Annotated in this window: 27 protein-coding genes; 15 read left to right on the forward strand and 12 right to left on the reverse strand. The window is 62.5% G+C overall.

Features of this window, described 5'->3' with window-relative positions; genetic code table 11:
• Nucleotides 1-10 precede the first annotated feature (10 nt).
• The 3 genes from IGS61_RS07335 to IGS61_RS07345 all read left to right on the forward strand — a co-directional run bounded on the left by IGS61_RS07335 (nucleotide 11) and on the right by IGS61_RS07345 (nucleotide 4,570).
• Nucleotides 11-1,135, forward strand: a complete 1,125-nt coding sequence (locus IGS61_RS07335; RefSeq protein WP_086137170.1) for a M14 family metallopeptidase — start codon at nucleotides 11-13, stop codon at nucleotides 1,133-1,135.
• A gap of 366 nt (nucleotides 1,136-1,501) precedes the next feature.
• The gene (locus IGS61_RS07340) at nucleotides 1,502-3,211 is read left to right on the forward strand and encodes a methyl-accepting chemotaxis protein (protein WP_230538986.1); all 1,710 of its coding nucleotides are present in this window, start codon (nucleotides 1,502-1,504) and stop codon (nucleotides 3,209-3,211) included.
• Nucleotides 3,212-3,427: 216 nt separating this feature from the next.
• Nucleotides 3,428-4,570 carry a cytochrome-c peroxidase gene (locus IGS61_RS07345; RefSeq protein WP_230538987.1) on the forward strand — a complete coding sequence of 381 codons (1,143 nt, stop codon included), beginning with the start codon at nucleotides 3,428-3,430 and terminating at the stop codon, nucleotides 4,568-4,570.
• Nucleotides 4,571-4,616: 46 nt separating this feature from the next.
• On the opposite strand, the gene pmbA is transcribed toward IGS61_RS07345, so the two are convergent.
• Nucleotides 4,617-5,969: a metalloprotease PmbA gene (gene pmbA, locus IGS61_RS07350; protein ID WP_230538988.1), complete on the reverse strand. Its 1,353-nt coding sequence runs from the start codon at nucleotides 5,967-5,969 to the stop codon at nucleotides 4,617-4,619.
• Between the two features lie 92 nt (nucleotides 5,970-6,061).
• Here pmbA and yjgA point away from each other — a divergent pair, with 92 nt between their 5' ends.
• The 3 genes from yjgA (at nucleotide 6,062) to IGS61_RS07365 (ending at nucleotide 8,044) form a co-directional block, all read left to right on the forward strand.
• Nucleotides 6,062-6,661, forward strand: coding sequence for a ribosome biogenesis factor YjgA (yjgA, locus tag IGS61_RS07355; protein ID WP_230538989.1), 600 nt, complete (start codon nucleotides 6,062-6,064; stop codon nucleotides 6,659-6,661).
• 88 nt (nucleotides 6,662-6,749) lie between these two features.
• The gene (gene mog / locus IGS61_RS07360; protein WP_230538990.1) at nucleotides 6,750-7,379 is read left to right on the forward strand and encodes a molybdopterin adenylyltransferase; all 630 of its coding nucleotides are present in this window, start codon (nucleotides 6,750-6,752) and stop codon (nucleotides 7,377-7,379) included.
• Nucleotides 7,376-8,044, forward strand: a complete 669-nt coding sequence (locus tag IGS61_RS07365; protein ID WP_230538991.1) for an alpha/beta hydrolase — start codon at nucleotides 7,376-7,378, stop codon at nucleotides 8,042-8,044. Before mog ends, IGS61_RS07365 begins: the two co-directional genes overlap by 4 nt.
• Nucleotides 8,045-8,100: 56 nt before the next feature.
• Here the strand turns inward: IGS61_RS07365 and IGS61_RS07370 are convergent, their stop codons facing one another.
• From IGS61_RS07370 to IGS61_RS07390, 5 genes are all read right to left on the reverse strand, one after another.
• Entirely contained in the window at nucleotides 8,101-9,660 is a 1,560-nt protein-coding gene (locus IGS61_RS07370; protein ID WP_230538992.1) for a S1C family serine protease, read from the reverse strand.
• Nucleotides 9,661-9,751: 91 nt separating this feature from the next.
• Nucleotides 9,752-10,318 carry a carboxymuconolactone decarboxylase family protein gene (locus IGS61_RS07375; protein WP_230538993.1) on the reverse strand — a complete coding sequence of 189 codons (567 nt, stop codon included), beginning with the start codon at nucleotides 10,316-10,318 and terminating at the stop codon, nucleotides 9,752-9,754.
• Entirely contained in the window at nucleotides 10,318-11,166 is an 849-nt protein-coding gene (locus IGS61_RS07380) for a fumarylacetoacetate hydrolase family protein (protein ID WP_230538994.1), read from the reverse strand. Before IGS61_RS07380 ends, IGS61_RS07375 begins: the two co-directional genes overlap by 1 nt.
• On the reverse strand, nucleotides 11,111-12,460 hold the full coding sequence (locus tag IGS61_RS07385; protein WP_230538995.1) for an MFS transporter: 1,350 nt from the start codon (nucleotides 12,458-12,460) through the stop codon (nucleotides 11,111-11,113). The genes IGS61_RS07380 and IGS61_RS07385 overlap by 56 nt, the downstream gene beginning before the upstream one ends.
• 2 nt (nucleotides 12,461-12,462) lie before the next feature.
• Nucleotides 12,463-13,827, reverse strand: a complete 1,365-nt coding sequence (locus IGS61_RS07390; RefSeq protein WP_230538996.1) for a KamA family radical SAM protein — start codon at nucleotides 13,825-13,827, stop codon at nucleotides 12,463-12,465.
• Between the two features lie 281 nt (nucleotides 13,828-14,108).
• Between IGS61_RS07390 and IGS61_RS07395 the strand changes: the two genes are divergently transcribed.
• Nucleotides 14,109-14,567: a cache domain-containing protein gene (locus tag IGS61_RS07395; protein ID WP_230538997.1), complete on the forward strand. Its 459-nt coding sequence runs from the start codon at nucleotides 14,109-14,111 to the stop codon at nucleotides 14,565-14,567.
• Between the two features lie 68 nt (nucleotides 14,568-14,635).
• The gene (locus IGS61_RS07400) at nucleotides 14,636-16,324 is read left to right on the forward strand and encodes a methyl-accepting chemotaxis protein (protein ID WP_230538998.1); all 1,689 of its coding nucleotides are present in this window, start codon (nucleotides 14,636-14,638) and stop codon (nucleotides 16,322-16,324) included.
• On the opposite strand, the gene IGS61_RS07405 is transcribed toward IGS61_RS07400, so the two are convergent.
• Nucleotides 16,321-16,911 (reverse strand): DNA-3-methyladenine glycosylase, encoded by a 591-nt coding sequence (locus IGS61_RS07405; protein ID WP_230538999.1) that lies wholly within the window; start codon nucleotides 16,909-16,911, stop codon nucleotides 16,321-16,323. The genes IGS61_RS07400 and IGS61_RS07405 overlap by 4 nt on opposite strands.
• Before the next feature lie 275 nt (nucleotides 16,912-17,186).
• Between IGS61_RS07405 and IGS61_RS07410 the strand changes: the two genes are divergently transcribed.
• Nucleotides 17,187-18,053 carry an HDOD domain-containing protein gene (locus IGS61_RS07410; RefSeq protein WP_230539265.1) on the forward strand — a complete coding sequence of 289 codons (867 nt, stop codon included), beginning with the start codon at nucleotides 17,187-17,189 and terminating at the stop codon, nucleotides 18,051-18,053.
• A 105-nt stretch (nucleotides 18,054-18,158) separates the two neighbouring features.
• A complete protein-coding gene (locus IGS61_RS07415; RefSeq protein ID WP_230539000.1) occupies nucleotides 18,159-19,367 on the forward strand; it encodes a hypothetical protein in 1,209 nt (402 codons plus the stop codon).
• Between the two features lie 15 nt (nucleotides 19,368-19,382).
• Here the strand turns inward: IGS61_RS07415 and IGS61_RS07420 are convergent, their stop codons facing one another.
• On the reverse strand, nucleotides 19,383-19,925 hold the full coding sequence (locus IGS61_RS07420) for a DNA-deoxyinosine glycosylase (protein ID WP_230539001.1): 543 nt from the start codon (nucleotides 19,923-19,925) through the stop codon (nucleotides 19,383-19,385).
• Nucleotides 19,926-20,020: 95 nt separating this feature from the next.
• Between IGS61_RS07420 and IGS61_RS07425 the strand changes: the two genes are divergently transcribed.
• Together IGS61_RS07425 and IGS61_RS07430 are read left to right on the forward strand one after the other, a co-directional pair.
• Nucleotides 20,021-20,449, forward strand: a complete 429-nt coding sequence (locus tag IGS61_RS07425; protein ID WP_046684331.1) for an Mpo1 family 2-hydroxy fatty acid dioxygenase — start codon at nucleotides 20,021-20,023, stop codon at nucleotides 20,447-20,449.
• Nucleotides 20,450-20,586: 137 nt separating this feature from the next.
• Nucleotides 20,587-21,036, forward strand: a complete 450-nt coding sequence (locus IGS61_RS07430; protein WP_034780449.1) for a glycine zipper 2TM domain-containing protein — start codon at nucleotides 20,587-20,589, stop codon at nucleotides 21,034-21,036.
• 22 nt (nucleotides 21,037-21,058) lie between these two features.
• On the opposite strand, the gene IGS61_RS27830 is transcribed toward IGS61_RS07430, so the two are convergent.
• Nucleotides 21,059-21,190: a hypothetical protein gene (locus IGS61_RS27830; protein ID WP_268993776.1), complete on the reverse strand. Its 132-nt coding sequence runs from the start codon at nucleotides 21,188-21,190 to the stop codon at nucleotides 21,059-21,061.
• A gap of 181 nt (nucleotides 21,191-21,371) precedes the next feature.
• Here IGS61_RS27830 and IGS61_RS07435 point away from each other — a divergent pair, with 181 nt between their 5' ends.
• Complete coding sequence (locus IGS61_RS07435) at nucleotides 21,372-22,316, forward strand: DMT family transporter (protein ID WP_230539002.1); 945 nt, start codon at nucleotides 21,372-21,374, stop codon at nucleotides 22,314-22,316.
• Complete coding sequence (locus IGS61_RS07440) at nucleotides 22,313-22,837, forward strand: GNAT family N-acetyltransferase (protein ID WP_230539003.1); 525 nt, start codon at nucleotides 22,313-22,315, stop codon at nucleotides 22,835-22,837. Before IGS61_RS07435 ends, IGS61_RS07440 begins: the two co-directional genes overlap by 4 nt.
• Before the next feature lie 193 nt (nucleotides 22,838-23,030).
• On the opposite strand, the gene IGS61_RS07445 is transcribed toward IGS61_RS07440, so the two are convergent.
• On the reverse strand, nucleotides 23,031-23,168 hold the full coding sequence (locus IGS61_RS07445) for a hypothetical protein (protein ID WP_157751284.1): 138 nt from the start codon (nucleotides 23,166-23,168) through the stop codon (nucleotides 23,031-23,033).
• Nucleotides 23,169-23,383: 215 nt separating this feature from the next.
• Here IGS61_RS07445 and IGS61_RS07450 point away from each other — a divergent pair, with 215 nt between their 5' ends.
• A complete protein-coding gene (locus IGS61_RS07450; RefSeq protein ID WP_034746290.1) occupies nucleotides 23,384-23,563 on the forward strand; it encodes a hypothetical protein in 180 nt (59 codons plus the stop codon).
• 11 nt (nucleotides 23,564-23,574) lie between these two features.
• On the opposite strand, the gene IGS61_RS07455 is transcribed toward IGS61_RS07450, so the two are convergent.
• Both IGS61_RS07455 and hutI read right to left on the reverse strand, forming a co-directional pair.
• The gene (locus IGS61_RS07455; RefSeq protein WP_230539266.1) at nucleotides 23,575-25,005 is read right to left on the reverse strand and encodes a glycine betaine ABC transporter substrate-binding protein; all 1,431 of its coding nucleotides are present in this window, start codon (nucleotides 25,003-25,005) and stop codon (nucleotides 23,575-23,577) included.
• Nucleotides 25,006-25,092: 87 nt separating this feature from the next.
• Complete coding sequence (gene hutI, locus IGS61_RS07460) at nucleotides 25,093-26,319, reverse strand: imidazolonepropionase (RefSeq protein WP_230539004.1); 1,227 nt, start codon at nucleotides 26,317-26,319, stop codon at nucleotides 25,093-25,095.
• Nucleotides 26,320-26,328: the final 9 nt, after the last annotated feature.

Genomic DNA, 26,328 nt, shown 5'->3' on the forward strand with positions numbered 1-26,328 from the left:
AGGAACACTCATGACCATTAAAATCAGCCAGCAATTCGACGCCGGCGCGATCGAGGTGCTGCGCGCCGACGATGCCCAATCCATCGAGCTGAACATCCGCAAGGATTCCCACGCCGACATCACGCAGTGGTTTTATTTCCGCCTGCAAGGCGCGCAAGGCGAGGCGTGCACGATCCGCTTCATGAACGCAGGCAAGTCAGCCTACCCGGACGGCTGGAAAGATTACCAGGCCGTGGCCAGCTACGACCGCGAAACCTGGTTCCGCGTGCCGACCAGCTTTGACGGCACGGTGATGACCATCGAACACACCCCCGAGGAAGAAAGCGTCTACTACGCCTATTTCGAACCGTACCCATGGGACCGCCACCTGGCCCTGATCGACAGCGCGCAAGCGTCGCCGCTCGTGCGCCTGATCGACCTGGGCAGCACGGTGGAAGGCCGCGACATGAATCTGCTGGTCGTCGGCGACGCCGATGCCGAGAAAAAAGTCTGGGTCATCGCGCGCCAGCATCCGGGCGAGACGATGGCCGAGTGGTTTGTCGAAGGCATGCTTGAAGCCTTGCTGGACCAGGCCAATCCCTTTGCCCGCCAGTGCCTGCAGGACGCCGTCTTCTACGTGGTGCCGAACATGAACCCGGACGGTTCCGTGCACGGCAACCTGCGCACCAACGCGGCCGGCGCCAACCTGAACCGCGAATGGATGACGCCGACCATGGAGCGCAGCCCGGAAGTATTCCTGGTGAAACAGAAAATGCATGAAATCGGTTGCGACCTGTTCCTCGACGTGCATGGCGACGAAGGCTTGCCCTACGTCTTCGTGGCCGGCAGCGATGCGCTGGAAAATTTCACGCCAGCACAAAAAGCCGAGCAAGAGCGCTTCATCGCCGACTTCAAGGTGGCCAGCCCCGACTTCCAGGATGAGCATGGCTATGAAGACGGCCCGTTCACGCCGGAAGTGCTGACCATGGGCTCGCCCCACATCACGCACGCTTTCGGCTGCCTGTCGCTGACCCTGGAATTGCCGTTCAAGGACAACGCCAACGATCCCGACCCGCAAACGGGCTGGAGCGGCGCCCGCAGCGCCGCACTGGGCGCGGCCGTGCTGCAGCCTATCCTGTCCACCTTGCGCGCCTGAGCGCCAGGGCCGATACGGCCCGCCTGATCCCATGCCCCGCTCGCCGGGGCTTTTTTTTGACCGCACGACAAGCGTTGCTGGCCGAGCAGATTTTTTTCTTAACATCTTGCTTGCCAGAAATTATCGTCCTACACTAAGCAACAGAATCGGGCCGCGCCACGCTGCGCGGCCCCGCAAGAATATCTCGCCGGGCGGGTCGCCATGACTTCCCGGCCACCGGCAATACGCATCCACGGCCTTGTCCCTGCCGAATTAGCTTTCTGTAACGCAAACTGACCGCATCAGCATCGTCTTGAATGGACACCGCCTGTCCGCGGGACGATTCCCTGCGCACGCTTTCCGCTTTTCGCCGAGGATGAATGACCTATGTCTAAGCTTAAAATCAGCACCCGCCTGGCCTGCAGTTTCGGCCTGATCATTGTCCTGCTTGCCATGGTGGCATTTGTTTCCGTCAGCCGCATTCGCAACATCAACACCTCGACGGAAAAAATTCTCAACGACCGCTACGTCAAGGTCATGCTGTCGAATACGATACAGTCCGAGGTCAATATCCAGGCCCGCCTGCTGAGCATCGCCATCATCGGCGCCAACGATGCCGACGAAGTCAGCAGTTCCGTGACCAAGATTCAGGCCTCGATCAAAAAGAACGCGGAGCTGCTGGCGCGCCTGAAAACCATGATCAATACGCCCAAGGGCCAGGAACTGCTCCAGGCCGTGATGACCAGCCGCGAAAGCTATGCCAGGACGCGCGATGCGAATATCAAGCTGTTACAAGAAGGCAAATCGGAAACGGCGGGCATCTTCCTGTTGACGCAGCTGCGCTATCCGCAAGAAAAATTCTTGACGGCTCTGGCGGCCATGGCCAGCTTCCAGGAATCGCTGATGGAAAGCGAAGGCAAGCAAGCCACCGCCGATGGGCGCATGGCCATCATCCTGACCTTGTCCCTGTCCATCGCGGCGACGGCCATTGCCATCGCGCTGGCCGTCCTGATCAGCCGTTCCATCAGCCGGCCCATCGCCGAAGCCGTCAAGGTGGCGCAACGGGTGGCGGCCGGCGACTTGTCGGTCAGCATCGACGCGCGCGGCAGCGATGAGACGGGCCTGCTGCTGCGCGCCCTGAAAGACATGAACGACAATCTCCAAGGCATCGTGGCCCGCGTGCGCCATGGCACGGATGCCATCGCCCATGGCTCGCGTGAAATCGCCTCCGGCAATATGGACCTGTCCTCGCGCACGGAACAGCAAGCCAGCTCGCTGGAAGAAACGGCCTCGTCGATGGAAGAACTGACGTCGACCGTCAAACAGAATGGCGAAAACGCGCGCCAGGCCAACCAGATGGCGCAATCGGCCTCCAGCGTGGCCAGCAAGGGCGGCCAGGTGGTGGCGGAAGTGATCACGACCATGGACTCCATCAATGCCTCGTCGAAGAAAATCGTCGACATCATCAGCGTCATCGACGGCATTGCCTTCCAGACCAATATCCTGGCCCTGAATGCGGCCGTGGAAGCGGCCAGGGCGGGCGAACAGGGACGGGGCTTTGCCGTGGTAGCCACGGAAGTGCGCAACCTGGCCCACCGCTCCGCCTCCGCCGCCAAGGAAATCAAGATCCTCATCGATGATTCCGTGCACCAGGTCAGTCTCGGCAGCACCCTCGTGAACCAGGCGGGCAGCACGATGGAAGAGATCGTCAATAGCGTGCGGCGCGTCACGGACATCATGGCCGAGATCACGTCCGCCAGCAACGAACAGGAAGCGGGGATTGAACAGATCAACCAGGCCATCACGGAAATGGATGCCGTGACCCAGCAAAATGCCGCCCTCGTGGAAGAAGCGGCTGCCGCCTCCGAAGCGCTGCAGGATCAGGCAGGCATCCTGGCCGAAGCCGTCAGCGTGTTCAAGCTCGACGGCACGCAGGCGCTGCCAGCCACCGCGCCAGCATCGCGGCCGGCGCCAAAGCCGGCGCCACAGCCCGCAGCCACCAAGGCGGTCCGGCCCCGTCTCGTCGCCCAGGCGCCCGCCAGCCGCAAGAGCGCCGCACCCGCCATGGCGGAGGAAGGCGAGTGGGAACAATACTGACCGAGCCGCAGCCAGCCGCCCGTGCCGCCCTCTGGCACGGCGGGCGGCACCGCCATGGCGCAGCGCAGCATCGCAAATCGTTGCCACACCGGCCATTGCTGCCTATACTGGGCGCAGCATTGCCTGTCCCTCCCCTTGCCGATAGCGACCCCACCTATGACCATCAAAGACCAGCCACGCGCTGAGGCGCGATTTTCACCGACCCGATTTGCACACGTGTGCATATTCTTGTTTCTTGGCGCGTACGGCATGCCGGGCACGGCGGCCGAACTCAGCCCTGCCGCACAGCTGGGGCAGCGCATCTTCCACGATGCCGGCCTGTCCGCCTCGGGCAAGCAGTCGTGCGCCAGTTGCCATGACCCGGCCCATGCTTACGCGCCAGCCAACAAGCTGGCCGTGCAACTGGGAGGGGCCGATGGCCAGACGCACGGCTACCGCGCCACGCCATCGCTGCGCTACCTGGAACACAATCCGCCCTTCCGTTTTGACGAGGAGGGCGCGCCCAACGGCGGCATCAACCGCGACGGCCGCGCCGCCAGCCTGGCGGAACAGGCGGAACGGCCTTTCCTGGCAGCTCACGAAATGGCCAATGCCAGCACGGATGAAGTGGTGGAACGGCTGCGCAACGGCAGTTACGCAGAAGCATTCCGGCACGTCTTTGGCGACGCCATCTTTGCGCAACCGCAACAGGCATTCCGCCGTATCACCTATGCCTTGCAGCAATTCCAGCAGGAAGAGCCGGACTTCCACCGCTACGATTCCAAATATGACCTCTACCTGGCCAACAAGGTTCCGCTGGAGCTCGCGGAATTGCGGGGCCTGGCCCTGTTCAACGATGAACGCAAGGGCAATTGCGCCGCTTGCCACCCCAGCGTGCGGGGCGAACATGGCGCACCGCCCTTGTTTACGGACTTCAGTTTCGACAATCTGGGCGTGCCGCGCAATACGCGCATTCCCGCCACCGCCGATTCCGCCTACTTCGACCTGGGCTTGTGCGGCCCCGACCGCACGGACCTGGCAACAAAAACAGCGTTATGCGGCGCCTTCAAGGTGCCCAGCCTGCGCAATGTGGCCACGCGCCAGGTGTTTTTTCATAATGGCGTGTTTGACAACCTGACGGATGCCCTGCGTTTTTACGTGCGGCGCGATACGCATCCACAAGAATGGTATCCGCGCGACAAGCGGGGAAAAGTGCAGAAATTCAATGACCTACCCGCCAGATACCGCGCCAACGTGAACGTCAGCGAAGCGCCGTTCGACCGCAAGCGCGGCATGGCGCCCGCGCTGACGGCGGGCGAGATCGAGGATATGGTGAAGTTCCTGGCCACCCTGACGGATGGCTATCAAGTCCAGCAGTAAAGCGTGGGGCGCCTGCCCGGCGTTGCCGCGGCGGGCAGGCAAGCGCTCAGCCGCCGGCCACCACCATGCTCTCGATGAGGATGGAACCCGTCTCTTTGGTGCCGCGGCGCAAGACGTCGGCGCCCACGGCAACGATGTTGCGCAGCATGTCCTTCATGTTGCCGGCGATGGTGATTTCTTCCACCGGATACTGGATCACGCCATTTTCCACCCAAAAACCGGAGGCGCCGCGCGAATAGTCGCCCGTCACGTAATTGGTTCCCTGCCCCATCAGTTCCGTCACCAGCAAGCCCGTGCCCAGCTTTTTCAGCATGGCGCTGAAATCGTCGCTGGCGGCCGTCAGGCTCGAGGTCAGGTACAGATTGTGCGAGCCGCCCGCATTGCCCGTCGTCTGCATGCCCAGCTTGCGGGCCGTATAGGTCGACAGGAAATAGCCTTGCACCACGCCATCCTTGACGACGTCGCGGCTGACGGTTTTCACGCCCTCTTCGTCGAACGGCGCGGAACCGACGCCGCCGATCACATGCGGGTCTTCGAAGATCTGCACGTGCGACGGCAGCACTTGCGTGCCCAGGGAATCGATCAGGAACGTGGATTTGCGGTACAGGGCGCCGCCCGAGGTCGCTTGCACATAGGTACCCAGCAAACCAGCCGCCAGCGGCGCCTCGAACAGCACGGGGCAAGTGCGCGTGCCCAGCTTGCGCGCATTCAGGCGCGACAGGGCGCGCTCGGCGGCGTAGCGACCGATGGCTTCCGGGCTCGACATCTTGGCGGGGTCGCGCACGGACGAATACCAGTCGTCGCGCTGCATCTTCGCACCCTTGCCGGCGATGGGTGCCACGGACAGCGTATGGCGCGAAAACGGGTAGCCGCCGATGAAGCCGCGCGAATTGGCGGAAACAAAGTGCGATTGCTGTACGTGCACGCTGGCGCCCTCGCTGTTCGTGATGCGCGGGTCGACGGCAAACGCGGCCGCTTCGGCCCGCTGGGCCAGGGCGACGGCTTCCTCGGTCGAAATGAGCCAGGGATAGCACAATTGCAAATCGCGGGGAGACATTTCCAGCATGTCCGCATCGGCCAGGCCCGCGCAATCGTCCTCGGCCGTGAAGCGGGCGATATTGTAGGCGGCGTCCACCGTGGCGCGCAGGGCGGACGGCGAAAAGTCGGAGGTGCTGGCATTGCCGCGTTTCTTGCCGACAAACACGGTCACGCCCATGCCCTTGTCCTTGTTTTGCTCGATCGTTTCGATCTTGCTTTTTCGTACAGAAACGGACAGGCCGCCGCCTTCGCTGACTTCGACGGCAGCGTCGGTGCCGCCCGCTTCCCGCGCAAAAGACAACACATCACGGGCCAGTTGCTGCAATTGCTCTTGACTATGGGTAAATACGGAGTCGTTCATGCGCTGTTTTCTTCGGAAAGCCGCTAAAAAGGTTATCATAGCAGTCGTTTACAGTTTACAGGTGCGGCCTACGCGGCCAATCCCGCCTTATCATGCCAAATCCAAACCGGGGAGCTTGCGGCTTCCAATCCACCGAATTCGAACAGGAATATGAACGTCCGTCGAAGTCGGAACTCAAGCGCCAGATGACCGTCCTGCAAAAGCTGGGCGAAGAACTCGTCAATGAGGCACGTGACCGCGTCAAGCGCGTCCCGATGCCGGAAGACGTGCGCGACGCCATTCTCGAATGCCAGCAAATCAAGGATCACGAAGGCCGCCGCCGCCAGCTGCAATACGTGGGCAAGAAAATGCGCACCCTGGATGAAGAAGAAGTTGCCGCCATCCAACGCACCATCGATAGCTGGAAAGGCTTGTCGAAAGCCGACACGGCCAATATGCACGCGATGGAGCGCCGCCGCGACAAACTCTTGACGGATGACAAGGCCCTGACCGTCTTGCTGTCGGAAAACCCGGAACTGGACGTGCAGCATCTGCGCACCCTGATCCGCAATGCCCGCAAGGAGCAAGCCGAGAACAAGCCGCCGAAAGCCTACCGCGAAATCTTCCAGATCTTGAAAGAGATCGCCAAGAAGAACAACAGCGGCAAGAAAGATGCCGACGAAGATGGCGTTGAAGGCGAAGACGACGAGTAAAAAACTGGGTCAGACCCGCGGGTCAGACCCCGAAAGTAGCGAAAAACCGGGATCAGCCCGGTTTTTTTACGACATAGACAGGTGCCCCATGACCACGATAGAAGACGAATTGATTATCGGCCTCGTGTCGATCTCCGACCGCGCCAGCGGCGGCGTGTATGAAGACCTGGGCATCCCGGCCCTGGAAAGCTGGCTGTCCGCCGCCATCCGCACGCCTTTCCGCCTGGAAAAACGCCTGATTCCGGACGAGCGCTCGCAGATTGAAAACACCCTGATCGACATGGTCGACCTGAATCACTGCCATCTGATCCTGACGACGGGCGGCACGGGCCCGGCGCGGCGCGACGTGACGCCGGATGCGACCTTGACCGTCGGAACCAAGGAAATGCCCGGTTTCGGCGAACAGATGCGCCAGATCAGCCTGCAATTCGTGCCGACGGCGATCCTGTCGCGCCAGGTGGCCGTGATCCGCGAGACGCCCGAGCGCGCTTGCCTGATCATGAACTTGCCGGGCCAGCCGAAAGCCATCAAGGAAACCCTGGAAGGCTTGAAGGATGTTGATGGAAATCAATTGGTGAACGGCATCTTTGCCGCCGTGCCGTATTGCATCGATCTCATCGGTGGCCCCTACATGGAAACCGACCCGGCCATCTGCAAGGCCTTCCGTCCCAAATCGGCGCTGCGTCCGGCGCAACCATTACCTGAGGAAAATACATGAGCACCTTGCTGGAAACCATAGAACTCGACAGCGCACCGAATCCCACCGTTTCCATCATCTGGATGCATGGCCTGGGCGCCGACGGCAACGATTTCGTGCCCTTGGTAAAAGAACTCGATTTGCGCGGCTGCCCCGCCATCCGCTTCATTTTCCCCAGCGCCGGCACCATGCCCGTCACCATCAACAATGGCTACGTGATGCGCGCCTGGTACGACATCCTCGTGAACGACCTCGTGCGCCGCGAAGACGAGGCTGGCCTGCGCGCCTCGCAGGGACAAATCGAAGCGCTGATCGCGCGCGAAAAGGCGCGCGGCATTCCCGCCAGCCGCATCATCCTGGCCGGCTTCTCGCAAGGCTGCGCCATGACCCTGCAAACGGGCTTGCGCCACGCGGAACCGCTGGCCGGCCTGATGTGCCTGTCCGGCTACCTGCCGCTGGCCGACAAGACGGCTCTTGAGCGCACGCCAGCCAGCCTGCAGACGCCCATCTTCATGGCGCATGGCACGGCCGACCCCGTGGTGCCGATTACCCGCGCGCAGCAATCGCGCGACTTGCTCACCGGCATGGGTTACAAGGTGGAATGGCACGAATACATGATGCAGCACTCGCTGTGCCAGGAAGAAATCGACGCCATCGGCGCCTGGCTGAAAAAAGTATTGGTTTAAAGTAAAACAGGCGCGGCGTGCGCCGCGTCTGTTGTCATTCGGAACGCCGGGAACGATCAGTTCGCCGGCGTTTTTTCATTCCAGACTTTCAACATGTCGGGCGACGCTTCCGAACGGATACCGTTGTCCGTCAGCACCGATTCCGTCGCTGCCAGCATGTCCTTGCGGGGCACGACGAGCATTTCCGCATCGCGCTGCTGGAAGCGGAACGTCAGCAATTCGTCCGTCTGGTCGCGCAGCAAGGCCACCAGGTGCGCCAGGCTGCGCACGCGCACGCCATTGACGGAATCGACGACCGAGAAGAAACGGGTGCTGTAGCCGTTCATCAGCTTGTGCGGGAAGAACGGCGCGGCGATCACCACCAGCTCTTCGCGCTCGCTGTCGGGCGCATCGCCGCGCCGCGTGGCCAGTGGATTGCCGGCAAACGCCATGCCGCCCAACATTGCCGGGTTGCCATTCGGCGCGGCCATGAATTCCGTGGTGGCGCGCGAAAACACCATCGGGCCGAAGATGAAATAGGACGGATAGTTGCCCTGCAGACCGCTAATGAGCATCGGGTGCGCCGCCGAGACGGGCACCTTGATTTTCAGGGGCGCGCCCTGGCGCACCACCGTCAACGGCAATTGCCCGTCTTTCGCCAGCTGCTGCACGCGGTACTGGAAGCGCACGCGGCTGTTGGCATTCAGCTTGACCATGCCCTGGTTGTCGATAGGAAATTCACCGATATGCGTGATGACATCCCACTCCTTGAGCGGATAGGCGGCATCCTTGCTGGCCGGCGTCATCACGACGGCGCCCTCGACACCCTTGGCCAGCTTCAGATACGTGCGCAGCGCGGGATTCTCCAGCGTTTGCGTCACGTCGCGCATGGCCGGCTTGCCCTTGGGCGCGCCACTTTCCTGGTCGCGCAGGAACAGCTCGATTTCCTCGTTGGGAATGATGTAGCCGATGTTTTGCGCATTGAGCATGCCGGCAAAGGCCAGGCCGATCATCTTGTCGCCCGCAATCACGGGGCCGCCGCTATTGCCGGGGTTGATGGCCGCATCGATCTGGATGCGCAGGCCGGAGACGGGAAAGTTGTAGCGCACGAATTCGATGCGCGACACGATGCCCTTGGTGATCGACAGCGAGGTGCCGCCCGTCGGATAGCCATACGCCAGCACGGCATCGCGCACGTCGGGCAGGACGTTGGCGCGCGGCACGGCTTTATGGCTGGCGAAAAAACTGTCATCGTCGATTTTCAGCAAGGCCAGGTCCATGCCGCGCGAAATGGCCAGCACGGTCGCCGGTATCTTGTCGCCCGCGCCATTCGCCTGGATCTGCACCTGGCTGGCATAGCCGACCACGTGCGCATTGGTGAGGATGCGGCGGCCCTCGATGACGACGCCGGAGCCCGTCACCTCTTGCGGCGCGGCCTTGCTCCAGGGTTTATAGGGGTCCGGCCCGCGCAGGGTGGAAAACACCTTGACGACGGAATTTTCCAGCGCCGAAGCGCTGGGGTTAGCCGTAGCGGCGGGCTCGGCGGCCAGCGCCCGCACCGTCATCAAGGGGCAAAAAGAAAGGGCCAGCGCCAGGAAGGCGCGGCCCATCAGGGTGATGCACGGACGAGTTTTCATTGAGCTAGTGGGCAATGGAAGGGAAGTAAAATTATATATTGAATAATTTCAACTTCATTACACTTTGTCCATCTTTGCCCGAAGAACTCTTCTAATCGGGCAAACGCGTGACGCCCAAGGCGGGCACCGCCGTCTGCGCCCCATTCATCACCATGGCCAGGAAAGTATAGTAGCCATTGATGCCCATCAAGTCGACCACGCCATGCTCGCCGAACAGGGCCAGCGCCCGTGCATACGTGACGTCGCTGACGCGCTTGTTTTGCTGCAGCTCGATGCAAAAGTCATGCACGGCTTGCTCATCTTCCTTCAGGGCAAGCGGCGCGCGCCGCGCCGCGATGGCGTCCACGGCCGCTTGCGCGATGCCGTTCTGCACGGCCAGCGGCGCGTGGATGGCCCACTCGACTTGCTGATCCCACTGGCGCGCCGTCACCAGGATCGCCAGCTCCGACAGCCGCGTGCCAATGGCGCTGCGGTAGCGCAAGTATTCGCCCATGCGCTGCGCCGTTTCCATCAGCTCGGGACTGCGGATCAGCGGCACGAAGGGGCCGTACAAGGCACCGCGCGGGCCATCGATGATGGCTTGCGCGGCCGCGCGCTGCTGCGGGTCCAGCTGCGCCAAAGGCAACGCGGGCAAACGGTCGATAGCGCTACCGGCCATCAGGCAGTCCAGGCGACGACGTCCTGCTGCTGTTCGCCCAGGCCGGCGATACCCAGGCGCATGCTATCGCCTTTTTTGAGGAAACGCTGCGGCTTGCGGCCCTGGCCCACGCCCGGCGGCGTGCCCGTGGCGATGACGTCGCCCGGTTCCAGGGTCATGAATTGCGACAGGTAGCTGACGATCTGCGCGACAGTAAAAATCATGGTTTGCGTATTGCCCGTCTGCATGCGCTTGCCGTTGACTTCCAGGTACAGGTCCAGGTCCTGCTCGTCGATGACTTCATCGCGCGTCACCAGCCACGGGCCGACGGGGCCGAAGGTGTCGCAGCCTTTACCCTTATCCCACTGGCCGCCCCGCTCCAGCTGGAACGAGCGCTCAGAAATGTCGTTGACGACGCAATAGCCGGCCACGTGCTTCAAGGCGTCTGCTTCGCTCACGTACTGTGCGCGCGTACCGATGATCACGCCCAGCTCGACTTCCCAGTCCGTCTTTTTCGAACCTTTCGGCAGCACGACATTGTCGTCCGGGCCGTTCAGGCAAGTGATTGCTTTCATGAAGACGATGGGTTCGGCCGGGATTGGCATGCCGGACTCGGCCGCGTGATCCGCGTAGTTCAGGCCGATGCCGATGAACTTGCCGACCTTGGCCAGCGGCACGCCGAAGCGCGGATTGCCGCGCACGAGGGGCAGCGTCTTTTCGTCGATCTTGGCCAGCTTGCGCAGGGCCTTGTCGGACAGTTGCGCGCCGTCAATATCCTGGACCACGCCGGACAGGTCGCGCAGTTTGCCTTCTTCATCGATCAGGCCCGGTTTTTCCTTGCCTGGACGTCCATAACGAACGAGTTTCATAGTCTTCCTTGGAGTTGATCATTGCCGCTGTGCAGGCTGCCATTTTACCGGATGGCCCGGCACGCCTGTAGCGGTTGATGAAAAACATCGCAAGTCCCGGCAGTTGCAAGGCGGCCAGCACGCCAAACGCCACCTGGTACGCCTGCGGCGGATACTGCTGCAGGCTGTTCAGGGGCCAGCAGCCGAGGATCAGGCCAAAGCCCGCCTGCACCAGGAAGGCGCCCGTAAAAATGAGCAGATTCAAACAGGTGGCCGCCCTGCCCGTCAAGCTAGCCGGCATGCTTTGCGCGACGATCGCATATTCGAGGCCCGTTACCGTGCCCAGCAAGGTAAACAGCACGGACAGCAAAGGCAGGCCGGGCACCACATTGCACGCCATCGCCACTTGCACGGCGACAAACAGGACGATGCCGGCGGCCGCCACTTGCATGGGTGCAATGCCACGCCGGCCCGCCCATTCCGTCAGCATGCCCATGCCGATGGCGCCGAAGATGACGGCCGCCATGCCCAAGTACAACAAATACGCCACGCTGTCATCGGACAAGCCGCCCACATCGGCCAGCCAGCGCCCCACCCACAAGCCCTGCACGCCAAAAAACACCGTGTGCGGCAGCAGGATCAGCGCGATGGTGCGGCGAAAGCCGGGATCGCGGTACACGCTCCAGACGCTGACCTTGCTCGCCTGGTTCATGCCTGCGGCAGCGGCGGGCATGGCCGGCGACAGCAGGCGGATCAGCAGGCCGATGGCCAGCGCCGCCAGCGCCAGGCCCAGGAACACGCCGCGCCAGTCCGTGTAATGCAGGGCCAGCTTGACGGGCATGGTGGCCGTGGCCGCGCCCAGGCCGCCCACGGCGATCAGATAGCCATGCACGGAAGGCAGGCGCGCCGGCGCGATGGCGCACGAAATCGCTTTCACGGCGGCCATGAAACAGCCGCCCAGCCCGGCGCCCATGATGGCGCGAGCCCACATCAGCTCGGCAAAGCTGTGGCCCCGGCTGAACAGCCACACGCCCAGGGCCGCCAGCGCCAGCAGCCACAGTTGCACCGTGCGGGGGCCGTAACGGTCGAGGGCCATGCCAACCGGCAATTGCACCAGCGCAAAGGCGAGAAAAAAGGCGCTGGTCAGCAGGCCCAGCTGCGCCGGCGTCAGGGTGATGGCGCCCAGCAACTCCGCCGTCAGCACGGCATTGACGCCGCGCAGCAGGCACGACAGGTAATGCCCGAGCGCAAACGGCAGAAATACCAGGCAAAACACGGCCACGCCGGAGCGGGCAGGCGCACCGGCGGCAGGCATGCTCAGGCAGCCTGCGCCAGGCGGATGATTTTGTGCGGCATGTGCGGTAGAGGTTCATCCGTTTCAAAGAAAAACTTCTCGTGGCCAAAGGCCGGCTTCAAATCGTCCATCCACGTCGCTTCCGCGTCGAACTTCGCATAAAACGGCCGGCGCACCCAGTCCGGGTTGCGCGCCTGCAAAAATTGCAGGGCAAACAGTTTCTCGCCATTGATGCTGACGATGCCGTCGATGACAATCTTGCCGGGAAACGCGCTCATGGATGGCCCACGCACCGTGCGCGACAGGCCAGACACCATCTGGTAGGCGGCCTGGAAGACTTCGTACGCCTTCGCCAGCGGCAACTCGAAATAGCCGCGCGGCCCCGTGTCGCGTTCGACAAACATGTAATACGGAATGGCTCCCAGACGCGTGCCCGTCTGCCACAGCTCGGCCCAGCATGCCGGATCTTCATTGATGTGGCGAATCAGCGGCCCCTGCGTGCGCAGGGTGGCGCCCGTGGAAACGATACGTTTCACGGCTTGCTGCGCGATGTCCTGGCGCAACTCGACGGCGTGGCTGTAATGGCCCATCACGGCCAGGTTCTTGCCCGCCTTGACGATGCGCTCGAACAGGCGCATCAAGTCATCCGCATCGCGGTCCGAGACGAAGCGCTGCGGCCAATACGCCACCGCCTTGGTGCCGATGCGAATGTTCTGGATATGTTCCAGGCCCGGCGCCAGCAGCGGTTCCAGGTAGGCCGCCAGTTGCCGCGTGTTCATGATCATCGGGTCGCCGCCCGTGATCAGCACGTCCGTCACTTCCGGATGCAGTTTCAGGTAGGCAACCAACTCATGCGATTCGCGCGCATCGAATTTCATGTCATCCATGCCGACGAACTGGGGCCAGCGGAAGCAAAAGGTGCAATACGCGTGGCAAGTCTGGCCCGCGCTGGGGAAAAACAGCACCGTTTGCGCATATTTATGCTGCAAGCCGCGCACGGGCGCATCATTGACCCTGGGCACGTTATGCGTCATCTGCCCGGCCGGATGGGGATTCATGCCCAGGCGAATACCGTGTACATAGGCGTCAATGGCAGCCTTGTCCCGCTGCACCAGCACCAGGTCGCGCAAATGCGCATATTGCTCCGGCGGCAGCATGTCGCGGTGGGGAAAGACGAGACGGTAGATAGGATCGTCAGGGATGTTGTTCCAGTCGATCAGCTGATCGAGCACATATTCATTGGTGCGAAATGGCAAGACGTGCGAGACCACTTGCACGGCTTCACGCTGCTCTTCCGGCAGCCATTCCCACTGCCGCGCCTGTTGAATGGTTTGCCGCGTGTACGGCTTGAACTTGGGTGAAAACGGCTCGGTAGTGAATGCGGACACGGTCGGCTCCTTGCCATAAATAGCGACAACTTCCATGAAATCAGCCGTATATCAGCCAATTTCACCCTTTATATCCCCATGCCAACCCAGCGCGGCATGCTGTGAAAGTCATCATAATTCTTGCTGCATGGAACCTAATTGCTACATATCAACAAGCCCGTCGATCCGTTGCACGCTGCCTACAAGCAACACCTTAGTTTGTTCCACCGCAATTTGATGCCGCCGACGGCGACGTAAATTACGACTTGGCAACACATCCCTCGATACCACAAGGAGCTTTCATGAAACGCTTATTCACGGGTAGCCTGCTGTGCCTGGCATTTGCCGGCGGCAGCGTCAGTGCCGCGGTCGAACCAACGGAAAAAGACGCCATCGCCATGGCCGAACGGGGCGCCGCCTTCATGAAGGCGCATGGCAAGGAAGAAATGATGAAGAAAATCACGGCGAAAGACCCGGACTTCGTCCAAGGCTCGCTGTATGTGGACATGCGCGACATCAAGACGGGCATCGTGCTGGCCCACCCCATCAATCCTTCCATCGTGGGCAAGGATTTGACGGATGTGCCCGATGCGAATGGCAAGAAATATCGCCGTGAAATCATTGAGCTGGCGCAAAAACAGGGCAAGGGCTGGGTCGATTACCAGTACAAGAATCCCACCACCGGCAAGATCGAGCCGAAGACCACCTACATCCTGCGCGTCAACGATGTGGTGCTGGAAGCGGGTATCTACAAAAAATAAGGCAGGGGCGGCGCGCGCGCTCGCCGCGCGCCGCCTGCCGTTCGAACAGCCACTGCCAGGAGTCAAGCATGCTCAATCAATTACGCATCGGACCAAAATTGTTGCTGGCGCCCGCTCTGGTCTTGCTGCTGCTGATACTCAGCTCGACCGGCGCCTGGTATGGCATGGTGCGGCAAAATGCCTCGCTGGAAAACATGGTGCGGGTGCGCATCGCGCATTTGAAAGCGTCCGCCGACGTACTAGGGGAGGCCAAGCATGTGCATGGCAATATGTACCAGTTGCTGTCGTGGACGAATGGCAGCTTCGCCAAGGCCCGCCTCGATACGCTGGAGCAGCAGATCAAGGCGCGCCATGCAGCCATCGGCACCCAGCTGGCCGCGCTGCGCGCCACGGCCACGGGCGCCGAGCGCAGCCTGGTCGATGCGGCCATCGCGGCCCTGGCCGGCTACCGCAAGGCCGTGCTGGAAACCATGGAAATGGCGCAGATGGATCAGTCGATCGCCACCAATTCCATGCTCAAGGCGGAAACGCAATTCGGCCAGTTCAATACGCAGCTGGCGCAGCTGTCGGCGCTGGAAACGACGCTCAGCAGCCAGGCCCATGCGACGGCCAGCGCCGAGTTTCGCCGCCTGAGCTGGAGCCTGTTGCTGACGGTGCTGCTGTCCATTCTCGTCTCCATCGTGGTCACCATGCTGGTGCGGCGCGCCATGCTGGTGGAAATCCGCGGCATTGCCGACGCCGTCCAAGACCTGGCGGCAGGCAAGCTGATGGCCGGCGCCCCCAAGCAGGGCAATGACGAAATCGCCGCCACCTCGCGCGTGCTGGACCAGACCATCGCCCACCTGAATCAGACCTTGCGCACCATCATGGGCGCCGTGCAATCGATCGACACGGCCTCGCGCGAAATTGCCACCGGTAATCTGGACTTGTCGGCGCGCACGGAAATGCAAGCCAGTTCACTGGAAGAAACGTCGAGCGCCATGGAAGCGCTGACGCAAGCCGTCAATGACAACGCCGACAACGCCCAGCTGGCCTGCGAGCTGGCGGGGCAAGCATCCAGCCTGGCCGTGCAAGGGGGCGAGTCGATGCAGCAAGCCGTGACGACGATGGCGACAATTCGCGCCAATTCGCGCCAGATCGTGGATATTATCGGCGTGATCGACGGAATTTCCTTCCAGACCAATATCCTCGCGCTGAATGCGGCGGTGGAAGCGGCGCGCGCGGGCGAGCAGGGCCGCGGCTTTGCCGTGGTGGCGTCGGAAGTGCGCACCCTGGCGCAGCGCTCGGCGCAGGCGGCCAAAGAGATCAAGACACTGATCGCCACGTCCGTCACCACCATCGACGGCGGCAGCGTGGCCGTGCAGCTGGCGGGCGACAGCATGGGCGCCATCGTCGCCTCGGTGCAGCAGGTCAACGAGATCATCCAGCGCGTGAAAGAGGCCAGCGCCGAGCAGGCGTCCGGCATCACGGAAGTGAACCAGGCGGTGGCGCAAATGGATGACGTCACACAGCAAAACGCGGCCCTGGTGGAGCAGGCGGCAGCGGCGGCGGCCAGCTTGCAGAACCAGGCCGTCAAACTGTCGGCGGCGGTGGCCGTGTTCACCCTGGACGAGCGCCCCGCTACGCCGGCCGGCCACAGCGGAGACGAGGCATTCCAGCATCCGGCCAGCCCCGTCAAGGGAGAAGACAAGGACAGGCGGGCCCTGCACAGCCCGCTCCGCGGCGCCAAGGATGCGCCGCAGCGCCGGCGCGGCTAGCGAAGTGACTCAATGACAGGCGTGCGCATCGGTTTGCTCAGATAGCGAGAACCGGCCAGCACGAAGCGCCACGGCGTGTCCATCGCCCTGGAAATGCCGATGCGCGGGCCCGCCTGCACAGCAAACTCTTCCTCGCGGGCCAGCAGGGTGAACGGCGGCGCATCGAGCGCCAGGCGGTTGTGGCGATGCGTGACACCGAGCGCCTGGCACACCTTGCCCGGCCCCGAGCACAGCAGCCGCAGATCCTCCACACCGCGCCGCTGGCGCATGGCATCGAGTCCCGCCACGGGTTCGATGGCGCGTATCAGCACGCCCGCCCCATGCCCCGCTTCGCGGCAGACAAAGTTCAAACACCAGTGGATGCCGTACGAGCGGTACACATAGGCGTGCGCGGGCGGGCCGAACATGGCCGCATTGCGCGGCGTCAAGCCCCCATACGTGTGCGAAGCGGGGTCCAGCCGGTCATACGCTTCCGTTTCCACGATGCGCCCGCCCACGCCATCGACCAGCACGGTCACGCCGATCAACTGGCGCGCCACGCTGCTGGAATCGTCCGCAAAATCGATACCGGCGAGGATTTTTTTCATCCGGCAATTGTACTGCCGCACTGTCCGCCGCACGCCTGGCCCCACCTTGAAAACAAATAAAACTTGATTTTTTCATCATGAATGCCGGAATAGGGAGCGTCGTAAAATGTGGAAAACAAGGGATGGAGCAGGCCAAAACGGGGATTTTTTCCAGAATAATTTGCAGAGACGAACTATTGCTATGCATAAACAGCGATAATCGTCGGGCACTGCGCCAGACGCCCACGAGGCCGGCAGCGACAGTGCGCAACAGAATAACCACAGGCAAGGCAATGATGATGAGAGCGGCAGCGCAAAAGCAGGTAGTGCAGGAAGATCCGGTTGACGCCCTGATGCGTTCCATCCGTATCCCGCCGCGTCCCAGCCTGCTGGTCGACTTGCAGCGCGAATTGGCAGAAGAAGACCCGTCGCCGCGGAAAATTGCACGCATTATCGCCGACGATGTCGGCATGTCCGGCGCCCTGCTGAAGCTCGCCAATTCGCCGTTCTATGGCGCCGCGCGCAAGGCCAAATCCGTCGAGCAAGGCATCAATTTTCTCGGCATCAACCAGTGCAGCGCCATGATGACGGGGCTGCTGGCGCGCCAGGCGCTGGAAGCGGAAGGCGTGGAACTGACCAATTTCTGGGATGTGTCGGCCAAGCGCGCGCGCGCCCTGGTATTTACCTCGCGCAAGCTGCGCATCGCCCCACCCGACATCGCGCATACCTTCGGCTTGTTCTGCGATATCGGCGTGCCCCTGCTGATGAACCGCTTCCCCGACTACGTCAAGACGTACGCGGCGGCCGCCAACGATGCGCACAACTGCTTTACCAGCCTGGAAGACGCGCGCCACCAGACCAACCATGCGGCCATCGGCTGCTTGCTGGCGCGCAACTGGGGCCTGTCTTCCGACGTCTCCTGGGCGATTTTGCACCACCACGACTACACGGTGCTGGCCGACCCATCCACGGACGACGCCATCCGCTCGCTCGTCGCCCTGTCGCTGCTGGCCGAAAAGGGCATTCAGCGCTACCATGGCAACAGTACCTCGCTCGAATGGGACAAGGGCGGCGAACTTGCTTGCCAGCATCTTGGTCTGTCGCAGGAAGAAGCCGCCGACCTGCTCGACGAGCTGCACGAGATGTTCGATACCGACCATTGAGGTATCAGGCGGCTGCGTCCGCCTGTATGATCCGTCCCGGCGCCTGGCAGAGTCCTGGCGCCCGTTTCCGTTTGCCTGACCGTATTTCTTAACCTGTTGATCGCCATGCCCAAAAATAAGCGCCCTGTCCCCCGTAAATCCGCCAACACGCCAGAAGACAAGGATGAGTCCGTCACGCGCATGCTGTGCACGATGGCCCTGAACCTGGCGGAGCAGGAAGACAGCGAATCGCAGGGTACGGTGCTGGCCGAGCAAGCCGTCGAGTTCGGCCGCCTGATCCGCAAGGCCTTGAATCAAAAGAAGGATGAAATCCTGTACGACGCCATCGAGCGTTCCAAGTACGAAGACGTGGGCGCCTACCAATACCTGCGCAGCCATATCGAGGAAGCGGCCTCCATTTCCGTGATCCGCCGCGAGAATGCCCCGGCCATGGAAATCAACGCCTTCGTCGTACCCCTGCTAGTGCAAAGCACGGGCGGCCTGAAGGAAGCGGACAGTTTCCAGGACCAGGATGCGTTCGAAGCGCTGGTAAAAAGTTTCCAGCAAGCAGAATTGGAAAGCGCCAAGGCCAAGGTGGTCCTGATGAGCCATGCCTACGACCTCGATGAAATCGACCGCATCACCTACAGCCACCTGCATGACATGGTGCGCGATGCGTATTCGTCGATGACGGACAAGAAAATCGTCGCCACACCGGGCCTGGAAAGCAGCATCGTCGGCTGGAGCGAAACGGCCTTCGGCCCGCAGGACACGGCCGTCGAACTGCGCTTCCTGCTGGGCTTTGCCCTGAAGCGCGTGGACGACCCGTTCTATGCGGAACCGAAGGATGAAGCGGCGCTCGACGCCTGGTTCGACGCACGCATGGCCCGCTACCAGCAGTGGACGACGGAAGTGGGCGACCTGGTGAAACGCTGCCTGGCGCCGGCCGGCAGCGCCCTGGAAGTCAGCTTCCTCTACCAGGACCTGTTCCACGGCGGCAAGGAACAAGGCATGAGCGAGTATGCGATGCTGCAAATGATGTCCGGCATCAACCATGCATTGGCGGAAAACAACGTGGCCGCCGGCGACGTCGCGGTGGTCGTCGGCCCGGCCGATGAACACGGCGAAATGTTGTTGCGCGTCAACGTCAGCGCGGCGGGCGGCGCACTGCTGCACAGCGCCGACAAGCCGCTGGACCTGGCCGCCGACCTGCAGGACGAAGTCGACGACATCTGCGATGCGCTGGCCACCATCGGCGTGACGCAACTGTCCGTGGCGCTGAGATTCGATGCCAAGGGACAGCCGCTGGAAGTGCAAGCCTACGCGCCAGCGTAAGGGCCGGCAACACGGTCAACGCGCGGCCGGCTCCGGCTGGCCGCGCAGCGACAGCCACGCCTGCAGCTTCTGCGCATACGCCAAGGTATAAGCCGGGCTGCTCGACGGCAAGCTGACGATGCGGTAGCGCTGCGCGTGCTCGCCCAGCACCTTGACGCCCAGCTTCGCGGCCGTGCCGCCGTTGAAGGCGATCGTGTGCAATTGCGGCAAGCTGGCAGCCAATGCCACCAGGTCATTGTCGTCGCGGGCGCGGATATTGCTGTCCAGGCTGCCCGTGCGCTGCGCCTGCGCCACCACGTCCCACAGGCCCACGCCGTGCGCCAGCAAGCTTGCCAGACGCGCCTCATAGGGCAAGCTCTTCAAATCCACGTCCAGCACTTCGCCCAGCAGCATCCAGAACTTGTTTTGCGGATGCGCATAGTACTGGCTGTGCGCCAGCGATTTTTCGCCGGGCAGGCTGCCCAATATCAATAAGCGCGTGCCGGCATCGACGACGGGATCGAAACAGCGTTTAAGCGGGTCGGCGCTTTCGTCTGGCAAGAAGGCTGGGCTATTCAAATCAGATATCCGGAAGGAAAGACGAAGGACCATTTTACCCGGCCACGCGACGGTGTAGAATTCCCGCACAACCCTCCCTCTACAAGAGACCTCCCATGCGCACCATCGACACCCTGCTGGCCCAGTATGGCGAAAGCCACCGCAACCACGTCAATGAATGGGTGCACATCGTGTGCGTGCCGCTGATCGTTTTCAGCCTGCTGGGGCTGCTGTGGAGCGTGCATCCCAGCGTGGCGCTGCTCGGCAGTATTCTTGCCTTATACTATTATTACAAGCTGTCGCGCCCGTTTGCGGCGGGTATGCTGGCGATGCTGGCCGCCATGCTGGGCCTGCTGCTGCTCATGCCGGCGCTGACCATTCTGCCCGTGTCGCTGGCGCTGTTCGTGCTGGCCTGGATAGGCCAGTTCATCGGCCACCAGATCGAAGGCAAGAAACCGTCGTTCCTCGACGACTTGCGCTTTTTACTCGTAGGCCCGCTGTTCGTGCTGGGATTTTTGTACCGGCGCCTGCGGCTGGCGTACTGAGCGGCAAGAGGTCACGCGTCACCGGTAACAGATTTTTACTATTCGCAACTAGTTATATGAGGCAAGTGTCCTTATGATAAGTCATCATCTGCCGGTCAATGTAATCGGCAACTAACTTTTGTCCAAGGGAGTTCCACATGAAAGCACCAATTATTGCAGTGGCATTGCTGGCCACCCTGGCCGGCTGCGCCGTACAACCGAACTCGGCGAATGTGTACAACGCGCGCCAGGCGCAGAATGAACAATCGGTTCGCATGGGCACGGTTGAATCCGTGCGCCAGGTCACCATCGACAAGGGCGAAACGGGCACGGGCGTGCTGGCTGGCGCGGCGCTGGGCGGCGTGGCCGGCTCGACCGTCGGCGGCGGCAAGGGCGCCATCGCGGCCAGCATCCTCGGTGCGGTTGCCGGCGGCATGGCCGGCAAGAGCATCGAAGCGAATGCCTCGAACAAGCCCGGCCTGGAAATCACCGTACGCCTGGACAATGGCGACATGCGCGCCATCGTGCAAGACGCGGACGAACTGTTCCGCCCGGGCGAACGCGTGCGCCTGCTGTCGGATGGCCGCAAGACCCGCGTCACGCATTGATCTGCATGCCGGCGCATGGGCTTTAACCGAAGGCGCCGGCAGCCATCAGCAAGGCCGAGGGCGACATGCCCTCGTGCAGCCAGATGGCCATCAAGGTTGCCACGACAACATACACAAGCACGCTCCATACTTTGATCTGCAGTGAGGCTGGCATGGCGGTCTCCGTTCAAAGATGCAATTCAGAAAATATTTACTTGATATTAATGTAAATATTTTCATAAATTCAACATTCTCCAGAAGCACTGCGCTGGCTCAATACCGGAGTGTCTCCTGACGGCCCCGAGCAAGCTCGGCCAATACTCGCCATCCCCGCGCGATGCCCGTATACTTGCGCGATGTCCTCTCCTCTCCTGTTCATCATTGCCTGCCTGATCTGGGGCTCCACCTTCTGGGCCATTACCTTGCAGCTGGGCGACGTCGCCCCCGCCGTGTCCGTCGTCTACCGCTTCGGCCTGGCGTCCGCCACCCTGTTCGCCTGGTGCGCGCTGCGCGGCGACCGCCTGCGCCTGCCCTGGCGCGCGCAAAAATGGATGCTGCTGCAGGGATTGGCCTCGTTTGCCCTCAGCTATGTGTGCACCTACAGCTCGGAGCAATACCTGGTCTCGGCCCTCGTCAGCGTGCTGTTCGCGCTGATGGTGTTCTGGACGCCCTTGCTCAACCGCATCGCCTTCGGCACGCCGATCACCTGGAGCACCTGTTGCGCGGCGTTCGTCGCCATCTGCGGCATCGTGCTGCTGTTTTACCAGTCCATCGGCGCGGCGCTGCACGACATCCTCGGCGGCGGCAATGGCCACTTTCTGCTCGGTTTCATGCTGGCCCTGGTGGCCACCGTCTCCAGCACGGCAGGCAACGCCCTCGTCATGAAAGTGCGCGAACAGTCGGGCAACGTGATGCTGACCATGGCCTGGACCATGCTGTGGGGCACCCTCATGGTGGCTGCCTGGGCCATCGCCACGGGCCAGTCCTGGCAGCTGCCCGCGCGCGCCAGTTACTGGATGGGATTGCTGTATCTGGCCCTCTTCGGCTCGGTGATCGCCTTCAGCGCGTATTTCACTTTAATCGCGCGCATCGGCACGCAAAAAACCGTGTATATCGGCGTCGTCACGCCCGTCATTTCCGTGCTGCTGTCGGTACAGTTCGAACACTACCGGCCCGCCCCCATCGAATGGGTGGGCATGGTGCTGTGCCTGTCCAGCGTGGCATGGGCACTGACGTCGGGCGCGCGCAAGACGGCTGCCGTTTCCTCTCTTTCCACCACTCCATCCGCAAAGGCAACATGAGCACCTCTTCCTCCCTCGCCATCCGTCCCGCGACCGCATCCGACGTAGCCGCCATCTTCGGCATGATCCATGAACTGGCCGTGTTTGAAAAACTCGAGCACATGATGATCGCCAAGGAATCCATGCTGCACGACAGCCTGTTCGGCCCGCACCCCGCGTGCGAAGCACTGGTGGGCGAGGAAAACGGCGAGATGGTGACGTTCGCCTTGTTCTTCCACAACTTTTCCACCTTCCTGTGCCGCAAGGGTCTGTACCTGGAAGACCTGTATGTAAAGCAATCGGTGCGCGGCAAGGGCTATGGCAAGCAGATGCTGGTGGCGCTGGCGCAACTGGCCGTCGAACGCGATTGCGGCCGTTTCGAATGGTCGGTGCTGGACTGGAATGAAAACGCGATCAACTTCTACAAGGGCATGGGCGCGGACGTGATGCCGGACTGGCGCATCTGCCGGGTCGCGGGTGATGCCTTGACGCAATTGTCGGCAGGCACGCCAAAAACCATCGCGTTGGAACCGTCAGAGTAAGTTCCCAAAAAAAAATCCCCGCGGGCTAGCGGCACCGCGGGGTGAACCCATTGTCAAGTGGGAGGGGGAGAATGCAATCAACGGTTATCAATATAAACGCTACGACTGGTCACCGCGCCGACCTTTACATTTGCTTACCGGGCCTTACATTTTCCTTAAAGCTGACACCTAACTGTCCACCATTTGCGACAGTTTATTTCCGTGGCTCAATCAATGTGCCGTGCAAGCCGATATGTTGTTGCGCAACCCCACTGCCACCCTGCGCATTTTTATAGATTTGGTACACTGTCAGGCAGGCAATGCAGCCAGCAACCACGGCAAAAATGACCATGCAACGCTCCTTGAGTATGCTTGATGGGATCAGGGCTCGCGGCTGATGACGTCCAGGCGAGCAGGGAAGATTCAGTGTGGCATCTTCGACGTTGGGGGCATTGCGCAATGTCAAACGCGCCAATGTGACGGGGTCAAGGCGTTTGATATGACGCAACGTGGCGGCATTCCGCTCACACAAAATGAACGCATCATTCCGCACCTGGGAGCCACATCATGAATGTCTCTGCCAAACCGCTCGTCATGAAAATCTACCGCGCCTATCTGCGTTCCCGCCTGGAACGCTACACGCGCGACTTGCAAGCCATCGCGGAACAGCGCGAAAACGACTTCCAGGCCGAACGCATCCTGCACCAGGCCGTCGTCTCGGTGCGCTCGAAACTGCACTCGCTGTAGCCGTGATGCCGTCAGTGCTGCCGGCCGGCCACGGCCCAGCGCTCCACCAGCTCAAACAGGCCCTGCGTCAGCAGGGCCAGCACGGCTGCGGGGATCGCGCCGGCCAGCAGCATGTCGTTGTCGTTCAGGGCCAGGCCGATGGTGATGCGTTCGCCATAGCCGCCCGCGCCGATGAAGGCGGCGATGGTGGCCGTGCCCACGCTCATCACGGCCGCCGTTTTCACGCCCGCCAGCATGACGGGCAAGGCCAGCGGCAAGTCCACGTGCAGCAGCCGGTCGCGCCGGCTCAGGCCCAGCGCCAGCGCCGCCATGCGCAAGCCTTGCGGCACCTGCAAGATGCCCGTGCACGTGTTGCGCACGATGGGCAGCAAGGCGTACACGAATAGCGCCGCCAGCGCCGGCACGGTGCCGATCATGCCCAGCACGGGAATCAATATCGCCAGCAACGCCAGCGACGGCACCGTCTGCAGCACGCCGACCAGCGCCAGCACCGTTTGCCGCAGCGGCGCCGAAAACGCCGCCAGCACGCCCAGCGGAACGCCGGCCAGGCAAGCCAGCGCCACCGACAGCAGCACCAGCGTCACATGCTGGCGCGTCAGGGTCCACAGATCGTCGCCGAGGATTTTATCGAGCAGGCCGCTGCGCGTGGCCGCCGGCTTATTCGCCCGCGTGCCGGACGCCAGCCACTGCCGCGCCACGCCGGCAAAGCTCTTGCCGTCGATTTCCACGGCCGCATTCATGGCGATCATGTCGGCCTCGCTGATGCGCCCCTGCAGCGCCTGCAAGGCTTGCCAGGCGGCGGGAAAGCGCTGCGGCACGTCGAGCCGGTACAGCAGCATGGCGTCGTAGCGGGGAAAGTACTGCTGCGTGTCGGCCAGCACGCGCAAGCCATACTGGCGGATCTTCGCATCCGTCGAATAGATGTCGATCACGTCCACCTGGCGCTGCGCCAGCGCTTCATACGCGATGCCGTGATCGAGCCCGCGCGGGCGCTGCGGCAAGCCATAACGCGCGGCCAGGCCCGGCCAGCCATCGATCCTGCCGATGAATTCATGCGACAGGCCGAATTTCAGGGATGGGTGCCGGGCCAGCTGCGCCAGGTTCGTGATGGATTTTTCATCGCCGCGCACGGCCAGCGCATAGGTATTATTAAAACCCAGCGGCACGGCCACGCCCAGGCCCAGCGGCACCAGCTCGCGCCGCATCTGATCCAGATCAATGGCTTTGTCGTGCTTGAGGATTTCGCTGGCGATGGTGCCCATGTATTCGGCATACACGTCGATGCTGCCCGCCTGCAGCGCGGCCAGCACGATGGCCGTGTTGCCCAGGCCCTGGCGGTGCTGCGCCGCGACGTGCGGCGCGGCGCTCTGCTTGACGATTTCGCCGAGGATGTACGATTCCGTAAAGCGCTTCGAGCCCACCTTCAGGGTGCCGCCGTCCATGGCAAGGGAGGAGATAGGCGCGGCGGCGCTGAAAACAAGCAGCAACAACAGGTAAACGCAACGCACGCGGCGCTCCAGGACGGATGATCAATCCGGCAAGCTTACCACCGGCGCGCGCCAGACACCGCCGTACACCACGCCCGCGCACGGGTTCAAGCCCAGCGCATATGCCAGGTCGGCCGGGCGCGCGATGCGCCACAGGGCGAAATCGGCGCGCTTGCCCACTGCCAGGCTGCCCGTGTCGTGCTGCTGGCCCAGCGCGCGCGCCGCATGGATCGTGCATCCAGCCAGCGCTTCCTGCGGCGTCAGCCGCCACAGCGTGCACGCCATGTTCATCGCCAGCAGCAAGGACGTCAAAGGCGAGGTGCCAGGATTGCAATCGGTGGACACCGCCATCGGCACGCCGGCCGCGCGCAGCGCCGCCACGGGCGGCGGCTGCGTCTCGCGCAAGAAGTAATACGCGCCCGGCAGCAGCACGGCCACCGTGCCGTGTTCCGCCATGGCGGCGATGCCCCCGTCCGACAAAAATTCCAGGTGGTCGGCCGACAGGCCGCCGTAGCGGGCCACCAGCGCCGCGCCGCCCAGGTCCGACAGCTGCTCCGCATGCAGCTTGACGGGCAAACCCAAACCTTGCGCCGCGTCAAACATGCGCTGCGTTTGCGCCGGCGTAAAGCCGATGCGCTCGCAAAACGCGTCGACGGCGTCGACCAGGCCATCGCCGGCCAGCTTGGGCAGCATCTGCGCGCACAGCAGGTCGATATAAGAGTCGGCCTGGCCCGCGTATTCGGGCGGCAGCGCATGCGCGCCGAGAAAGGTCGTGCGCACGGATACAGGTAGCTGTTCGCCTATCCTGCGCGCCACGCGCAGCATCTTCGCCTCGCTGTCCGCAGCCAGGCCATAGCCGGACTTGATTTCCAGCGTCGTCACGCCTTCGGCCAGCAGCGCCAGCACGCGGGGCAGGCTTTGCCGCAGCAATTCGTCGTCGCTGGCCGCGCGCGTGGCGCGCACGGTGGACATGATGCCGCCGCCGGCACGGCTGATGTCTTCATAGCTGGCGCCATTCAGGCGCGCCTCGAATTCGTCGCTGCGGTTGCCCGCGTGGACGATGTGCGTATGGCAGTCGATCAGGCCCGGCGTCAGCCAGCAGCCCTGGCCATCGTGCAGCACCGCGGCGCTGGCCGGCAGCTCGTCGCCGGGGCCGATCCAGGCGATGCGGCCATCCTTGACGGCGATGGCCGCGTCGAGCAGCTCGCCATAGCCGTGCTCCATGGTGGCCAGGTGGACGTTGTGGATGACCAGATCCCAGTCTTGCATCGTTTTTAC

It is taken from the genome of Janthinobacterium sp. FW305-129 (genome assembly GCF_020858115.1).
In the GTDB taxonomy this organism is placed as follows: Bacteria; Pseudomonadota; Gammaproteobacteria; order Burkholderiales; family Burkholderiaceae_D; genus Janthinobacterium.

What these genes read in the sequence shown, in the direction of transcription:
- IGS61_RS07335 (WP_086137170.1), top strand. Translation starts at nt 11, where the DNA reads ATGACCATTAAAATCAGCCAGCAATTCGACGCCGGCGCGATCGAGGTG.
- IGS61_RS07340 (WP_230538986.1), top strand. Translation starts at nt 1,502, where the DNA reads ATGTCTAAGCTTAAAATCAGCACCCGCCTGGCCTGCAGTTTCGGCCTG.
- pmbA (WP_230538988.1), bottom strand. Translation starts at nt 5,969, where the DNA reads ATGAACGACTCCGTATTTACCCATAGTCAAGAGCAATTGCAGCAACTG.
- yjgA (WP_230538989.1), top strand. Translation starts at nt 6,062, where the DNA reads ATGCCAAATCCAAACCGGGGAGCTTGCGGCTTCCAATCCACCGAATTC.
- mog (WP_230538990.1), top strand. Translation starts at nt 6,750, where the DNA reads ATGACCACGATAGAAGACGAATTGATTATCGGCCTCGTGTCGATCTCC.
- IGS61_RS07365 (WP_230538991.1), top strand. Translation starts at nt 7,376, where the DNA reads ATGAGCACCTTGCTGGAAACCATAGAACTCGACAGCGCACCGAATCCC.
- IGS61_RS07370 (WP_230538992.1), bottom strand. Translation starts at nt 9,660, where the DNA reads ATGAAAACTCGTCCGTGCATCACCCTGATGGGCCGCGCCTTCCTGGCG.
- IGS61_RS07375 (WP_230538993.1), bottom strand. Translation starts at nt 10,318, where the DNA reads ATGGCCGGTAGCGCTATCGACCGTTTGCCCGCGTTGCCTTTGGCGCAG.
- IGS61_RS07380 (WP_230538994.1), bottom strand. Translation starts at nt 11,166, where the DNA reads ATGAAACTCGTTCGTTATGGACGTCCAGGCAAGGAAAAACCGGGCCTG.
- IGS61_RS07385 (WP_230538995.1), bottom strand. Translation starts at nt 12,460, where the DNA reads ATGCCTGCCGCCGGTGCGCCTGCCCGCTCCGGCGTGGCCGTGTTTTGC.
- IGS61_RS07395 (WP_230538997.1), top strand. Translation starts at nt 14,109, where the DNA reads ATGAAACGCTTATTCACGGGTAGCCTGCTGTGCCTGGCATTTGCCGGC.
- IGS61_RS07400 (WP_230538998.1), top strand. Translation starts at nt 14,636, where the DNA reads ATGCTCAATCAATTACGCATCGGACCAAAATTGTTGCTGGCGCCCGCT.
- IGS61_RS07405 (WP_230538999.1), bottom strand. Translation starts at nt 16,911, where the DNA reads ATGAAAAAAATCCTCGCCGGTATCGATTTTGCGGACGATTCCAGCAGC.
- IGS61_RS07410 (WP_230539265.1), top strand. Translation starts at nt 17,187, where the DNA reads ATGATGAGAGCGGCAGCGCAAAAGCAGGTAGTGCAGGAAGATCCGGTT.
- IGS61_RS07415 (WP_230539000.1), top strand. Translation starts at nt 18,159, where the DNA reads ATGCCCAAAAATAAGCGCCCTGTCCCCCGTAAATCCGCCAACACGCCA.
- IGS61_RS07425 (WP_046684331.1), top strand. Translation starts at nt 20,021, where the DNA reads ATGCGCACCATCGACACCCTGCTGGCCCAGTATGGCGAAAGCCACCGC.
- IGS61_RS07430 (WP_034780449.1), top strand. Translation starts at nt 20,587, where the DNA reads ATGAAAGCACCAATTATTGCAGTGGCATTGCTGGCCACCCTGGCCGGC.
- IGS61_RS27830 (WP_268993776.1), bottom strand. Translation starts at nt 21,190, where the DNA reads ATGCCAGCCTCACTGCAGATCAAAGTATGGAGCGTGCTTGTGTATGTT.
- IGS61_RS07435 (WP_230539002.1), top strand. Translation starts at nt 21,372, where the DNA reads ATGTCCTCTCCTCTCCTGTTCATCATTGCCTGCCTGATCTGGGGCTCC.
- IGS61_RS07440 (WP_230539003.1), top strand. Translation starts at nt 22,313, where the DNA reads ATGAGCACCTCTTCCTCCCTCGCCATCCGTCCCGCGACCGCATCCGAC.
- IGS61_RS07445 (WP_157751284.1), bottom strand. Translation starts at nt 23,168, where the DNA reads ATGGTCATTTTTGCCGTGGTTGCTGGCTGCATTGCCTGCCTGACAGTG.
- IGS61_RS07450 (WP_034746290.1), top strand. Translation starts at nt 23,384, where the DNA reads ATGAATGTCTCTGCCAAACCGCTCGTCATGAAAATCTACCGCGCCTAT.
- IGS61_RS07455 (WP_230539266.1), bottom strand. Translation starts at nt 25,005, where the DNA reads ATGGACGGCGGCACCCTGAAGGTGGGCTCGAAGCGCTTTACGGAATCG.
- hutI (WP_230539004.1), bottom strand. Translation starts at nt 26,319, where the DNA reads ATGCAAGACTGGGATCTGGTCATCCACAACGTCCACCTGGCCACCATG.